At 54.5% G+C, this 13,000-nt stretch carries 12 protein-coding genes and 1 pseudogene; 8 read left to right on the top strand and 5 right to left on the bottom strand.

The features are described 5' to 3' along the window. Positions 1-75: 75 nt before the first annotated feature. From tehA to QNN88_RS00525, 3 genes are all read left to right on the top strand, one after another. Entirely contained in the window at positions 76-1,080 is a 1,005-nt protein-coding gene (tehA, locus tag QNN88_RS00535; RefSeq protein WP_414238519.1) for a dicarboxylate transporter/tellurite-resistance protein TehA, read from the top strand. Continuing rightward, positions 1,077-1,673 carry a tellurite resistance methyltransferase TehB gene (gene tehB / locus QNN88_RS00530; RefSeq protein WP_414238518.1) on the top strand — a complete coding sequence of 199 codons (597 nt, stop codon included), beginning with the start codon at positions 1,077-1,079 and terminating at the stop codon, positions 1,671-1,673. Before tehA ends, tehB begins: the two co-directional genes overlap by 4 nt. 155 nt (positions 1,674-1,828) lie before the next feature. Beyond that, entirely contained in the window at positions 1,829-2,497 is a 669-nt protein-coding gene (locus QNN88_RS00525) for a DUF3313 domain-containing protein (RefSeq protein ID WP_414238517.1), read from the top strand. A 33-nt stretch (positions 2,498-2,530) separates the two neighbouring features. Here QNN88_RS00525 and QNN88_RS00520 read toward each other — a convergent pair whose 3' ends face one another. Further along, on the bottom strand, positions 2,531-3,424 hold the full coding sequence (locus QNN88_RS00520) for a DMT family transporter (protein WP_414238516.1): 894 nt from the start codon (positions 3,422-3,424) through the stop codon (positions 2,531-2,533). Positions 3,425-3,595: 171 nt separating this feature from the next. On the opposite strand from QNN88_RS00520, the gene QNN88_RS00515 reads away from it, so the two are divergent. Next, positions 3,596-4,471 (top strand): helix-turn-helix domain-containing protein, encoded by an 876-nt coding sequence (locus tag QNN88_RS00515; protein ID WP_414238515.1) that lies wholly within the window; start codon positions 3,596-3,598, stop codon positions 4,469-4,471. Here QNN88_RS00515 and QNN88_RS00510 read toward each other — a convergent pair. After that, the gene (locus tag QNN88_RS00510; RefSeq protein WP_414238514.1) at positions 4,448-5,614 is read right to left on the bottom strand and encodes a benzoate/H(+) symporter BenE family transporter; all 1,167 of its coding nucleotides are present in this window, start codon (positions 5,612-5,614) and stop codon (positions 4,448-4,450) included. The two genes, QNN88_RS00515 and QNN88_RS00510, sit on opposite strands and share 24 nt — an antisense overlap. Positions 5,615-5,705: 91 nt before the next feature. On the opposite strand from QNN88_RS00510, the gene QNN88_RS00505 reads away from it, so the two are divergent. Beyond that, on the top strand, positions 5,706-6,242 hold the full coding sequence (locus tag QNN88_RS00505; RefSeq protein ID WP_414238513.1) for a helix-turn-helix domain-containing protein: 537 nt from the start codon (positions 5,706-5,708) through the stop codon (positions 6,240-6,242). A gap of 78 nt (positions 6,243-6,320) precedes the next feature. Then, positions 6,321-8,282: a peptidase U32 family protein gene (locus QNN88_RS00500; RefSeq protein WP_414238512.1), complete on the top strand. Its 1,962-nt coding sequence runs from the start codon at positions 6,321-6,323 to the stop codon at positions 8,280-8,282. 110 nt (positions 8,283-8,392) lie between these two features. On the opposite strand, the gene QNN88_RS00495 is transcribed toward QNN88_RS00500, so the two are convergent. From QNN88_RS00495 to QNN88_RS00485, 3 genes are read right to left on the bottom strand one after another with little or no spacing between them, the layout of a single operon-like run. Then, positions 8,393-8,518, bottom strand: coding sequence for a DUF2474 domain-containing protein (locus QNN88_RS00495; RefSeq protein ID WP_414238511.1), 126 nt, complete (start codon positions 8,516-8,518; stop codon positions 8,393-8,395). Continuing rightward, complete coding sequence (gene cydB, locus QNN88_RS00490; RefSeq protein WP_414238510.1) at positions 8,518-9,528, bottom strand: cytochrome d ubiquinol oxidase subunit II; 1,011 nt, start codon at positions 9,526-9,528, stop codon at positions 8,518-8,520. The genes QNN88_RS00495 and cydB overlap by 1 nt, the downstream gene beginning before the upstream one ends. Beyond that, complete coding sequence (locus QNN88_RS00485; protein ID WP_414238509.1) at positions 9,528-10,931, bottom strand: cytochrome ubiquinol oxidase subunit I; 1,404 nt, start codon at positions 10,929-10,931, stop codon at positions 9,528-9,530. The genes cydB and QNN88_RS00485 overlap by 1 nt, the downstream gene beginning before the upstream one ends. A gap of 225 nt (positions 10,932-11,156) precedes the next feature. On the opposite strand from QNN88_RS00485, the pseudogene QNN88_RS00480 reads away from it, so the two are divergent. Together QNN88_RS00480 and QNN88_RS00475 are read left to right on the top strand one after the other, a co-directional pair. Next, a pseudogene (locus QNN88_RS00480) lies at positions 11,157-11,375 on the top strand (type II toxin-antitoxin system HicB family antitoxin); the annotation flags it as partial. Between the two features lie 87 nt (positions 11,376-11,462). Then, positions 11,463-12,872, top strand: a complete 1,410-nt coding sequence (locus QNN88_RS00475) for a PLP-dependent aminotransferase family protein (protein WP_414238508.1) — start codon at positions 11,463-11,465, stop codon at positions 12,870-12,872. Positions 12,873-13,000 lie beyond the last annotated feature (128 nt).

Genomic DNA, 13,000 nt, shown 5'->3' with positions numbered 1-13,000 from the left:
AAATTTTGCGGCGCTGGCTAAAACGAATGAAATTCCATAAAATGCATTTCAAATATACTTTAAAAAATAAACAAAATGAGTAACAGCAAGCATAGCGATCGTGTTCTGAACCTTCCCGCTGGCTACTTTGGCATGGTGCTGGGGACGATAGGTATGGGATTTGCCTGGCGTTATGCCAGCCAGATCTGGCCGGTAAGCCACTGGTTCGGCGACGGTCTGGTGATTCTGGCGATGATGATCTGGGGGCTGTTGACGCTGGCGTTTATCACACGGCTGATCCGTTTTCCGCACAGCGTCATTGCCGAAATTCGCCACCCGGTGATGAGCAGTTTTGTCAGCCTGTTTCCGGCCACCACGATGCTGGTGGCGATTGGCTTTGTTCCGTGGTGTCGTCCGCTGGCGATTGGCCTGTTCAGCGTCGGGGTAGTTATTCAACTGGTTTACGCTGCCTGGCAGACCGCCGGGCTGTGGCGCGGTTCGCACCCGGAAGAGGCAACAACACCCGGACTCTATTTACCCACGGTCGCAAACAACTTTATCAGCGCGATGGCCTGCGGCGCATTAGGCTATACCGATGCCGGACTGGTCTTTTTAGGGGCAGGCGTTTTTTCCTGGTTGAGCCTGGAGCCTGTAATCCTGCAGCGTCTGCGTAGTGCCGGTGAATTACCTGCCGCCCTGCGGACATCGCTGGGTATTCAGCTTGCGCCTGCGCTGGTCGCCTGTAGCGCCTGGCTGAGCGTTAACGGCGGCGAGGGTGACACGCTGGCGAAAATGTTGTTTGGCTACGGCCTGCTGCAACTTCTTTTTATGCTCCGTCTGATGCCCTGGTATCTGTCGCAGCCGTTTAATGCTTCCTTCTGGAGTTTCTCATTCGGCGTGTCGGCGCTGGCAACCACGGGGTTACATCTCGGCCAGGCCAGTACTGCAGGTTTTTTCCATACGCTGGCGGTGCCGCTGTTCATCTTTACCAATGTTATCATCGCATTATTGCTGGTACGCACGTTCGCGCTGCTGATGCAGGGAAAACTGCTCATTCGCACAGAACGCGCGGCATTACTGAAATCTGAGGATAAAAAATGACCCTTCGTGACGAAAATTACTTCACTGAAAAATACGACTTAACCCGCACGCACTCTGAAGTGCTGGAGGCGGTGAAGGTTGTCAAACCGGGTAAAACGCTGGATTTAGGCTGTGGCAATGGCCGTAACAGCCTTTATCTGGCGGCGAATGGGTATGACGTGACCGCGTGGGATAAGAATCCGATGAGCATCGCCAACGTCGAGCGTATCAAGGCGGCAGAAGGGCTGAATAATCTCCAGGCGAAGGTAGTGGATCTCAACGCGCTAACGTTTGAGGGCGAATATGATTTTATTCTCTCCACCGTGGTGCTGATGTTCCTTGAAGCCAAAACGATTCCGGGCCTAATCGAGAATATGCAGCGCTGCACTAAACCCGGCGGTTATAACCTGATTGTCGCCGCGATGGATACCGCTGATTTTCCGTGCACCGTCGGTTTCCCCTTTGCGTTTAAAGAAGGGGAACTTCGTCGTTATTACGAAGGCTGGGATTTACTGAAATATAATGAAGATGTCGGTGAACTGCATCGCACTGACGCCAACGGCAACCGCATTAAACTGCGTTTCGCCACGCTGCTGGCACGCAAAACGGTCTAACAAATATACCGCTAACTCCCTCAGCGCCCAGTCTTTTTCCGAAATCTGGGCGCACTGAAAAAATTGTGCTCTTACTGCCATTTTTAATCCAACGCAGATGATTTCCCTTTGCTACTATTTCAATTGCATATCTGCATATTCTAAGGGATCGTTTCATGCGTACTCATACTTTATTTAAAGTTGCAGTGCTTACTGGTTTACTGGCGTTATCGGGCTGTGCCTCAAAAGTGACACAGCCGGATAAATACTCGGGTTTTTTAAAAGACTACTCCGGTCTTAAGGAAACAAAATCTGCGACGGGGCATCCGGTGCTACGTTGGGTCGATCCCAACTTTAGTGATACCAAATATGACAATATCGTCTGGAACCCAATCACCTATTATCCGGTCCCGAAACCTTCCACACAGGTTGGACAGAATGTGCTGGATCAGTTGTTGAACTACACCAACACAAAAATGAAGACCTCTATTGGTCAACGTAAACCGCTGGTGACCACGCCGGGGCCGCGTAGCCTGATCTTCCGCGGGGCGATCACCGGGGTGGATACCAGCAAAGAGGGGCTGCAATTCTATGAAGTGGTGCCTGTGGCGCTGGTGGTTGCGGGTACCCAAATGGCAACCGGTCACCGTACGATGGATACCCATCTCTACTTTGAAGGCGAGTTAATCGATGCGGCGACCAATAAGCCGGTGATTAAAGTCGTGCGTCAGGGGGAAGGCAAAGATCTGAGCAACCAGAGTACGCCAATGGCATTTGAGACGCTGAAACAAGTGGTTGATGACATGGCGACGGATGCCACCATGTTTGATGTAAACCAGAAATAACCGTGGCGCGCCATCGTTTGATGGCGCGTTCCTTTAAGCTGTCCGGCGGCGCAACAGCGCCGGGGGACGGGCAAACATCACCAGGTTTCCCACCAGAATCAGCATCAGTCCAGCTACCGCATTTACCTGCCAGCTATACCCTTCATAAACCGTGGAAAATGACAGCGCAACCAGCGGAAAGAGCAACGTACTGTACGCGGCATTACTCGCGCCAATTCTTCCTACCAGCGTAAAGTAGGCGCCGAAGGCGATGACCGATCCGAAAACCGCCAGATACAACAGGGCGCCGATGTAGCTGAATGTCCATTGCGGGGTGAAATTATCGCCACGCAGCAGCGCAATCGTCGCAATCAGTAGCGTGCCGTACAGCATGGCCCAACTGTTGGTCGTCATCACTTCCAGGCCTTTTTTCTGATGGCGCAGGCTTATCATATTTCCCAGTGAGAAACCAAAGGTCCCCAGCGCACTCAGACCAATACCCAGCAGCAACGATCCGCTAAATCCGCTGCTCATCAAATCCTGCCAGAAGAGGGTGACGATACCGGTGAGTCCCAGCGCGGCGGCGCAGTAAAAACGCAGCGGCGGTTTTTGCCCAAAGAAAAAGAAGCTATTCACCGCGTTAAACAGCACCGCCATGGAAAAGATAACCGATTCCAGTCCGGTATTGATCCAGGCTGCCGCGGTGTAAAAACACCAAAAGTTAAAGCAGAAGACGCAGCTGCCCTGCAGCAGGCAAAACAGATGGTCGCGTAACGATAGCTTACGCAGCTTTCCGCGTATCTGCATGATGATCATCATCAACGCCGTTGCCACCGCAAAGCGCCAGAAAATCGAGACCGGTGCAGCCACGGGGCCTTGTTGTAAATAAATGGCTATCCACGTCGTACCCCAGATCACCACAACCAGACAATACAATAGTGCGTTCATCACTGTTCTCTCTTCTTACCCGATAATTGACTGTCGCCTATCTCCGGGCGGTATGCTTTCATCCGTTTGCGGGCGACTTGCAAAATCTTGCGCTTTTTTCTGTCGGGCGAGTGGTAACCACAGCGACCTGCGATAGACTGAGGGCCTGAACAACAGCGCTTATGGGGTGGTATGACCCGGTTTTACGATGCCTTTGAGAAGTTGAGTCAGCACAATGCCGTGTTACACGAGTCGGTTGAATTGCGCTCAGGCGTCCAGTTGGCGGCATGGTCGAACAAGCGTGATACCATCACGCAGTATTGCGACCATCACACGCTCAGTTTGTATGTGGCGGATGGCTACGAGAGCTATCAAAAAACGGCCTCTGGCTGGAAAAATGGCGGCGGACCGGACCGGTTTTGCCTGTTGCCTAAAGAGAGTGAATCTACCTGGGATATCCGTGACGATCTCTCGTTCGTCCATCTCTACTGCACCGACGCGCATCTGCGTGAGATCGGGGAAAAGGTCTGGGATAAAAGCCCGTACCGTTTTACGCTGGATGAGCGGACGTTTGGTAACGATCCGGGGATAACGGCGGTTTACCGGCAGTTTCTGCTGGGCAACGACTGGCATCAGCCCGCAAATCACCTGACCCTCAGCGCCGCATCGTCACTGCTGATGACCCATCTTATTCAGCACTACAGCAACGTGCAGTGGCGGTTGCCAACGGTAACGGGTGGACTTGCGCCAGTGACTCTGCGTAATGTGCTGGCGTATATCGATGCCCATCTGGCGGAACCGTTAACACTTGCCAGTCTCGCGCATGAAGCCGCACTCAGCGAATTTCATTTCGCCAGAATGTTCCGCCAGTCGATGAAAATGGCGCCTCATCAGTACGTGATGCAGCGCCGGATGGCAGTGGCAAAACAACTGGTGTGTCACTCGCCGCGTCCGTTAACGGAGATTGCGCTGGCCTGCGGATTCAGTTCGCCGAGCCACTTCAGTAACCGCTTTAAGCAGGTGACCGGCAAGACACCGTCACAGCTACGTGCGTCGGGTGAGTCTTAAGACGGTGTAGCAGATCCCGCCCGCAATCAGTCCCCAGAAGGCCGAACCCACGCCCCACAGGGTTAGCCCGCTGGCGGTGACCAGAAACGTCACTACGGCAGCATCACGCTCGCTTTCCTGATTCAGCGCCTGATACAGACTGCCCGAAATCGTCCCCAACAGTGCCAGTCCTGCCAGCATCTGAATACCGCTCGTCGGTAGCGCAGCCATCACCCCGGTAATGGAACTGCCGAAAATGCCTGCCAACAGGTAGAACACGCCGGCGGCAGCGGCGGCCAGCCAGCGTTTTGCTGCATCCGGGTGAGCCTCCGGACTCTGGCAAATCGCCGCAGTGATCGCGGCAATGCAGATAGAATAAACGCCAAAAGGAGATAACAGCAGCGCCAGTAATCCGGTGGTAACGATCAGGGGCGAAACGGGAACATCGTATCCCGCGGCCTTCATGGTCGCCACGCCGGGCGCATTTTGTGACGCCATCGTCACCAGAAAGAGCGGTACGGCAACCCCCAGACTGTGGGTCAGTGAAAACTGAGGGGCAATAAACGTCGGTAAAACCGGGGACAGGGCTAAAGATGAAGTGACAATGTCACCTTCAAGTAACGCAATAACCGCCCCGACAATCAGCGCCGCAATCACCGCATAGCGCGGTGCAATACTCTTCAAAATCAACCACGCCAACAGCATACCGCCGCAAAGCAGAAACTGATCATTGAGACTGGCAAAGGCCTGCAGGCCAAAGCGGAGCAAAATCCCGGCCAGCATCGCCGCCGCCAGCGAATGGGGGATAATCCGCATCAGGCGGGCGAAGAGTCCTGTCACGCCGCACAATACAATTAACGCATTGGCGATGATAAACACGCCAATCGCCTCAGGCAGCGTCAGACCCTGAAGTCCCGTTACCAGCAGCGCCGCGCCGGGAGTTGACCACGCTGTCAGGACAGGGGCGCGATACCAGAGCGTCAGGATAAGCGTACTGGCCCCCATCGCGATACCCAGAGCGGTCATCCAGCCGGCAATTTGCGTTGTGCTGGCACCCGCCGCCACTGCAGCCTGCCAGATAATGGCCGCAGAACTGGCATAGCCAACCAGAACGGCGACAAAGCCAGAAAGCAACGTGGGTAATGGGATAGAGAATGAGCGCATAAGCCCCTCTTGTGCGTTATAACGGTCGTTTAATCTAGCATCTGGGCGTTATAACGTACAAGTGGTAAGCTGACCTTTTGGGAGGCTATCCATGGACAATGTGACGCACTATCTGGCGAACACCTTAAAAACGTTACGCAAGCAGCGTGAGTGGAGTTTATCGCGACTGGCCGACGCGACCGGCGTCTCTAAAGCGATGCTCGGGCAAATTGAGCGTAACGAATCCAGTCCTACCGTGGCGACGTTGTGGAAGATTGCTACCGGTCTGAACGTCCCGTTTTCCACCTTTATCTCGCCGCCGGAATCGGAACCGCTACCGACGTTTGATCCGCAAGAGCAGGCGATGGTCGTGACGCCGCTATTCCCGTGGGACCCGGTCTTGCGCTTTGATCACTTTTCAATTCTGCTGGCTCCCGGCGCACTCAGCGAATCCACACCGCATGAAGCGGGTGTGATCGAACATGTTGTGGTGATCGCAGGTGAACTGGAGATGTGTATTAATCAGCAATGGCGCGTCATCAGAGCCGGAGAAGGCATTCGTTTTGCCGGCGACAGAGCCCATGCTTATCGCAACAGCAGCGAACAGACCGTGCACTTTCATTCGCTCATCCATTACCCACGCAGTTAAGCGGGAAAACTATTTCGTAATGCGGCGCTTCTGACTACAATAGCCGCCATTTTGCTGCTACTGGATAAAATCAACGCTATGCGCCAGCCCCCACATCGCCTTGAATTGTTGAGCCCGGCACGCGATACCGCCATTGCCCGCGAAGCCATTTTACATGGTGCAGACGCCGTTTATATCGGGGGGCCCGGTTTCGGCGCGCGTCATAATGCCAGCAATAGCCTGAAAGATATTGCCGAACTGGTGCCGTTTGCCCATCGCTATGGCGCGAAAATCTTTGTTACACTGAACACGATCCTTCATGACGATGAACTGGAACCCGCACAGCGACTGATCACCGATCTTTACCAGACCGGCGTGGATGCGTTGATTGTGCAGGACATGGGGATACTGGAACTCGATATTCCGCCGATCGAACTGCATGCCAGCACCCAGTGTGATATCCGCAGCGTTGAGAAAGCCAAATTTCTCTCAGACGTGGGGTTCACCCAGATTGTGCTGGCGCGCGAACTGAGTCTTGAGCAGATTCAGGCTATCCACCAGGCAACTGACGCAACCATTGAATTTTTTGTCCACGGTGCGCTGTGTGTGGCGTATTCCGGGCAATGCTATATCTCGCACGCGCAAACGGGGCGTAGCGCTAACCGTGGCGACTGCTCGCAGGCGTGCCGTTTGCCGTACACCCTGAAAGACGATCAGGGGCGAGTGGTATCCTATGAAAAACACCTGCTGTCGATGAAAGATAACGATCAGACCGCTAACCTTGGCGCGCTAATCGATGCCGGTGTGCGTTCCTTCAAGATTGAAGGGCGTTATAAAGACATGAGCTACGTGAAGAACATCACCGCTCACTATCGGCAGATGCTGGATGCCATCATTGAGGATCGCGATGACCTGGCGAGGGCGTCTGCCGGGCGCACGGAACATTTCTTTACCCCCTCTACGGACAAAACGTTCCATCGTGGCAACACCGACTACTTTGTGAATGCGCGTAAAGGCGATATTGGCGCGTTTGACTCGCCGAAGTTTATTGGTCTTCCGGTGGGGGAAGTGCTGAACGTGGCGAAAGATCATCTGGACGTGGAGGTCAGCGAACCGCTGGCAAACGGCGACGGACTGAATGTGCTGATTAAGCGTGAAGTGGTTGGATTTCGCGCTAATACCGTTGAGAAAACCGGACAAAACCGTTACCGCATCTGGCCAAATGAGATGCCGATCGATCTGCACAAAGTGCGTCCGCACCATCCTTTAAACCGTAACCTGGACCATAACTGGCAGCAGGCGTTAACGAAGACCTCCAGCGAACGGCGGGTGGCGGTGGATATTGCGCTGGGTGGCTGGCAGGAACAGCTGATCCTGACGCTGACCAGCGAAGAGGGTGTCAGCATCACCCATACGCTGGATGGACAGTTTGATGAGGCTAACAACGCGGAAAAAGCGCTGAACGGGCTGAAGGACGGGCTGGCAAAACTGGGGCAGACAATCTATTACGCCCGCGAGATCGCGGTGACCCTGCCGGGCGCGCTGTTTGTCCCGAACAGCCTGCTTAATGCGTTCCGCCGGGAAGCGGTGGAGATGCTGGATGCCGCGCGTCTTGCGAGCTATCAGCGCGGCATTCGCAAACCGGTGTCTGAACCTGCGCCGGTTTATCCGCAGACGCACCTGAGTTTTCTGGCGAACGTATACAACCAGAAGGCGCGCGCGTTTTATCATCGCTATGGTGTGCAGTTGATTGACGCGGCCTATGAAGCGCATGAGGAAAAGGGCGATGTGCCGGTGATGATCACCAAACACTGCCTGCGCTTTGCGTTCAACCTGTGTCCGAAACAGGCGAAAGGCAGCATCAAAAGCTGGAAGGCGACGCCGATGCAACTGGTCAACGGCGATGAGGTGTTAACGCTGAAATTTGACTGCCGTCCGTGCGAAATGCATGTGATCGGTAAAATCAAAAATCACATTCTGAAGATGCCGCTGCCAGGTAGCGTGGTGGCTTCCGTCAGCCCGGAAGAGCTGATGAAAACGCTGCCGAAGCGCAAAAGCTGACCAGGCGCCGGAGGCGGCTATCGCCTTATTCGGTCAACGTAGGGCAGGTAATATATTGATTTTGTAGGCCCGGTAAGCGTCAGCTCCACCGGGCATTCTGTTGGTATGAACTAGGATCTAAATCCCGCCGCCGTCATGATAAGGCGAAAGAACATCCCTACGGCGGCCAGCGCCAGCACGCTACCGCCCCACAAAATGACCAGCCACATCAGGCGCTTCCAGACAGACTGTTGCATCAGTGATACCCCTCGCCATGTTGAACTTTTCCGCGAAACACGTAGTAACTCCAGAAGGTATAAACCAGAATAATCGGGATGATCAGTAACGCGCCAACCAGCATAAAGCCCTGACTCTGTGCGGGTGCAGCCGCCTGCCAGATTGTAATGGAAGGCGGAATAATATGCGGCCAGATACTGATCCCCAGGCCGCTAAAACCGAGAAATATCAGGCCGAGAGTCAGCACAAAGGGCAGCGCATGGCTGTTCTTGCGGTTTAGTGTTCCCCACAGCAAGAAACCGATCGCCGCGACGACTAGCGGAACCGGCATCAGGAACCACAGATTCGGCAGGGTAAACCAGCGTTCGGCAATCTGCGGGTGCGCAAGCGGCGTCCACAGGCTAATAAGCGCAATCACCAGCAGCATCGCCAGCAGCAGTTTTTTTGCCACAGCGCGCATTTTCTCCTGTAGCGGGTTCTCACTTTTCATCACCAGCCAGGTGGCACCCAGCAACGCATAAGCGATCACCAGCCCAACGCCACAAAACAGGGTGAACGGGGTAAACCAGTCAAACGGGCCGCCGCTGAAACGACGACCCGTGACGGCAAAACCGTTAATCACCGCACCTACCACCACACCCTGAGTGAATGTCGCGAGAATCGAACCGCAGAGAAAGGCTTTATCCCAGAACGGGCGATGGGCTGGCGTGGCTTTAAAGCGAAATTCAAAGGCGACGCCGCGAAAAATCAGACCGATGAGCATCAGTGTCAGCGGGATGGTCAGCGCGTCGATTATCACCGCATAGGCCAGGGGAAACGCGCCAAACAATCCGGCGCCACCGAGGACCAGCCAGGTTTCATTACCGTCCCAGACCGGGGCGACGCTGTTAACCATCACGTCGCGATCGTCTGCGTCGCGGACAGCGGGAAACAAAATGCCAATACCCAAATCGAATCCGTCCATGACGATATACATCAGCGTGGCGAAGACGATGATGACAAACCAGATTACTGATAAATCAATACCCATTAGCGATGTGCCTCATGTTGAGAATCGAGGACGGCAGCAGACAGCGGTCTGGCAGGCGTGCCGGACGTCGGCGGGATGGACATCTCATCCTGCGGTCCTTTGCGGATAAGGCGGATCATGTAGCTGTATCCCACGCCAAAGACGGCGCTGTAAACAACAAAGAACGCCAGCAGAGAAATGCTCATGTGCAGGTCGCCGTGTGCAGAGACCGCATCCGCCGTGCGTTGCAGCCCATAGACGACCCATGGCTGGCGGCCCACTTCTGTCGTGACCCAACCCGCCAGAATGGCGATCAGTCCTGACGGTCCCATCCATAAGGCAAAGCGCAGGAACGCTCGCGAGGTATAAAGACGCTGCCGATACCGTAGCCACAGCGCGCAAATGCCGAGCAGGATCATGAGCATACCCAGCCCCGCCATGATACGAAACGACCAGAACACTATCGTGGAATTAGGGCGATCCTCTTTGGCAAACTCTTTGAGCGCCGGGACCTGTTTATCCAGACTGTGGGTCAGAATCAGGCTCCCCAGCGCCGGGATCGCCAGCCCATAATGGGTACGTTCCTGTTCCATGTCCGGCCAGCCGAACAGCAGTAGCGGGGTTGGTTCGCCAGGTGGATTTTCCCAGTGGCCTTCAATGGCAGCGATTTTCGCGGGCTGGTGTTTGAGGGTGTTCAGGCCGTGCATATCACCAATGAGCGCCTGAAGAGGCGCGACGATCAGCGTCATCCACAGCGCCATCGAAAACATGGCGCGAATAGCGCGGGTGTTGTTTCCACGCAGTAAATGCCAGGCTGCCGAGGCCCCAATAAACAGTGCGCTACTGAGAAACGCCGCCACTGACATGTGCAGCAAACGGTAAGGAAATGACGGGTTGAAAATGACGGCGAACCAGTCCACCGGCACGACCTGACCGTTGACAATCTCATAGCCCTGCGGCGTCTGCATCCAGCTGTTAGACGCGAGGATCCAGAAGGTCGAAATAATCGTGCCCAGTGCCACCATACAGGTGGAGAAAAAGTGTAATCCTGGGCCAACCTTGTTCCAGCCAAACAGCATCACGCCGAGGAAACCGGCCTCCAGGAAGAAGGCGGTGAGCACTTCATAGGTCAGCAAAGGGCCGGTAATACTCCCCGCGAATTCAGAGAATCCGCTCCAGTTAGTCCCGAACTGGTAGGCCATCACCAGGCCAGACACCACGCCCATGCCAAAGTTAACGGCGAAAATTTTCGACCAGAACTGATAGAGCGAGCGCCAGACGGGATTTTTACTTTTCAGCCAAAGACCTTCCAGCACCGCGAGATAGCTGGCAAGACCAATGGTGATCGCCGGAAATATTATGTGGAAGGAAACCGTAAAGGCGAACTGGAGCCTCGCCAGGTGAAACGCATCAAGACCAAACATGCACCACTCCGCACTAAAAATTGATTCAGCGCAATTCTAGGCCGGTGAGGGTTTCAGTGGCAGAAACAGAACGGCTCTATTTAACCATAACAGTTGCGTGAATATTACAAATTGCGTCTGTTGATATAAATTCTGGAAGCCGCCTTCCGGAATGGATAGGTACGCCTCTACACGACGGGCATTTTTCTTTTATCAGGTGAGAAAACTAAGCATAAATGCGAGGGTGACAACTTTGTTGAGGTCCCGCTCAGCGTCGCGTCAAAAGTCCTTTTGCTCAACGCTTTCCTGGCGTCAAAAATCAGCCAGCAGGAGCTGGCGAAACGCATTGGCCGACCGAAACAGGAAATTACCCGCCTGTTTGACTTACGACACGCAACAAAAATTGATGCGGTGCAGACGGCGGTGCGCGCGCTCGGCAAAGAACTGTCGCTTACGTTGTCGTAAACCATAACAGTTCTTAGGATGTTGAGTATTTTATTCGCTGATATACACTGCGAGGATCAGCTGCCACGGATCCACGAGTGAATAACAATGAAAAAGTACCAGCGTCTGGCTGAACAAATTTGCGAGCAGATCGCCTCTGGTGTCTGGCAGCCGGGCGATCGTCTGCCGTCGCTGCGTGAGCAGGTGGTCAGCAGCGGGATGAGTTTTATGACCGTCGGGCATGCCTATCAACTGCTGGAAAGTCAGGGGCGGATCATTGCGCGCCCGCAGTCCGGTTATTATGTCGCGCCACGCCCGGTTCACCAGCCAACGGTTCAACCCGCCCAGGTGATGCGCGACGAAGCGGTGGATATCAATACTTATATTTTTGAGATGCTACAGGCCAGCCGGGATGTGTCGGTGATGCCGTTTGCCTCTGCCTTTCCCGATCCGCGTCTATTTCCCCTGCAGCAACTGAACCGTTCTCTGGCGCAGGTCAGCAGAACCGCAACCGCGATGAGCGTGATTGAAAACCTGCCGCCGGGGAACGCAGAACTGCGCCACGCTATTGCCCGCCGTTACGCGCTTCAGGGCATTACCGTCTCGCCCGATGAAATAGTTATTACCGCCGGGGCGCTGGAAGCGCTCAACCTGAGTCTGCAGACGGTAACTGAACCTGGCGATTGGGTTGTTGTCGAAAACCCCTGTTTCTATGGCGCGCTGCAGGCGCTGGAACGCCTGCGGCTTAAAGCGCTGTCGGTTGCCACTGATGTCAAAGAGGGGATCGATCTCGCGGCGCTGGAGCAGGCGTTGCAGACGTATCCGGTTAAAGCGTGCTGGCTGATGACCAACAGCCAGAACCCGCTTGGCTTTACCCTCAGCGCGGAGAAAAAGGCGCGTCTGGTTGAGATACTCGATCGCCATAATGTGATGTTGATTGAAGATGACGTTTACAGCGAACTCTACTTTGGTCGGGAGAAACCGCTGCCGGCCAAAGCCTGGGATCGAGCCGACAGGGTGCTGCACTGCTCGTCATTTTCCAAGTGTCTGGTGCCAGGCTTTCGCATCGGTTGGGTGGCCGCAGGTAAACATGCCCGCCAGATCCAGCGTTTGCAGCTGATGAGTACGCTCTCGACCAGTTCACCGATGCAGCTGGCGCTGGTCGATTATCTCTCCACGCGCCGCTATGACGCCCATCTTCGCCGCCTGCGCCGTCAACTGGCGGAACGTAAACAGCAGGCCTGGCAAACGCTGCTGCGCCATCTCCCTGCTGAAGTGAAAATACATCACAACAACAGCGGCTATTTTCTCTGGCTGGAGCTGCCGGAATCGCTGGATGCGGGTGAACTGACCACACAAGCGTTGGCCCATCATATCAGCATCGCGCCGGGAAAAATGTTCTCGACCTCAGACACATGGAAACGCTTTTTCCGCTTTAATACCGCCTGGAATTGGGGAGAGCGTGAAGAAGAGGCGGTGAAACAACTGGGGCAACTTATTCGCGCTCAGATGAAATAAAACGTACGCGCGATTCAATATAAACGAATGGCGCGTTCTTATTTTTGAAATATCATCCACAAGCCCGGGACTTTATTTTCCACAGAACATCATAGGAAATATCAATAGCTTTTGTTTTTTCGTCTTAC

Source organism: Citrobacter sp. ANG330, assembly GCF_047467925.1.
GTDB lineage: Bacteria > Pseudomonadota > Gammaproteobacteria > Enterobacterales > Enterobacteriaceae > Citrobacter_A > Citrobacter_A amalonaticus_G.
Note: the sequence above shows the minus strand (reverse complement) of the source record. Positions and strands in the feature narration are given on the sequence as shown.

Excerpts from the sequence above, each read along its gene's own strand:
- QNN88_RS00495 (WP_414238511.1), bottom strand. The coding sequence starts at position 8,518 with ATGCAACAGTCTGTCTGGAAGCGCCTGATGTGGCTGGTCATTTTGTGG.
- QNN88_RS00510 (WP_414238514.1), bottom strand. The coding sequence starts at position 5,614 with ATGCGCTCATTCTCTATCCCATTACCCACGTTGCTTTCTGGCTTTGTC.
- cydB (WP_414238510.1), bottom strand. The coding sequence starts at position 9,528 with ATGGGTATTGATTTATCAGTAATCTGGTTTGTCATCATCGTCTTCGCC.
- tehA (WP_414238519.1), top strand. The coding sequence starts at position 76 with ATGAGTAACAGCAAGCATAGCGATCGTGTTCTGAACCTTCCCGCTGGC.
- QNN88_RS00520 (WP_414238516.1), bottom strand. The coding sequence starts at position 3,424 with ATGAACGCACTATTGTATTGTCTGGTTGTGGTGATCTGGGGTACGACG.
- QNN88_RS00475 (WP_414238508.1), top strand. The coding sequence starts at position 11,463 with ATGAAAAAGTACCAGCGTCTGGCTGAACAAATTTGCGAGCAGATCGCC.
- QNN88_RS00515 (WP_414238515.1), top strand. The coding sequence starts at position 3,596 with ATGACCCGGTTTTACGATGCCTTTGAGAAGTTGAGTCAGCACAATGCC.
- QNN88_RS00500 (WP_414238512.1), top strand. The coding sequence starts at position 6,321 with ATGCGCCAGCCCCCACATCGCCTTGAATTGTTGAGCCCGGCACGCGAT.
- QNN88_RS00505 (WP_414238513.1), top strand. The coding sequence starts at position 5,706 with ATGGACAATGTGACGCACTATCTGGCGAACACCTTAAAAACGTTACGC.
- QNN88_RS00525 (WP_414238517.1), top strand. The coding sequence starts at position 1,829 with ATGCGTACTCATACTTTATTTAAAGTTGCAGTGCTTACTGGTTTACTG.
- tehB (WP_414238518.1), top strand. The coding sequence starts at position 1,077 with ATGACCCTTCGTGACGAAAATTACTTCACTGAAAAATACGACTTAACC.
- QNN88_RS00485 (WP_414238509.1), bottom strand. The coding sequence starts at position 10,931 with ATGTTTGGTCTTGATGCGTTTCACCTGGCGAGGCTCCAGTTCGCCTTT.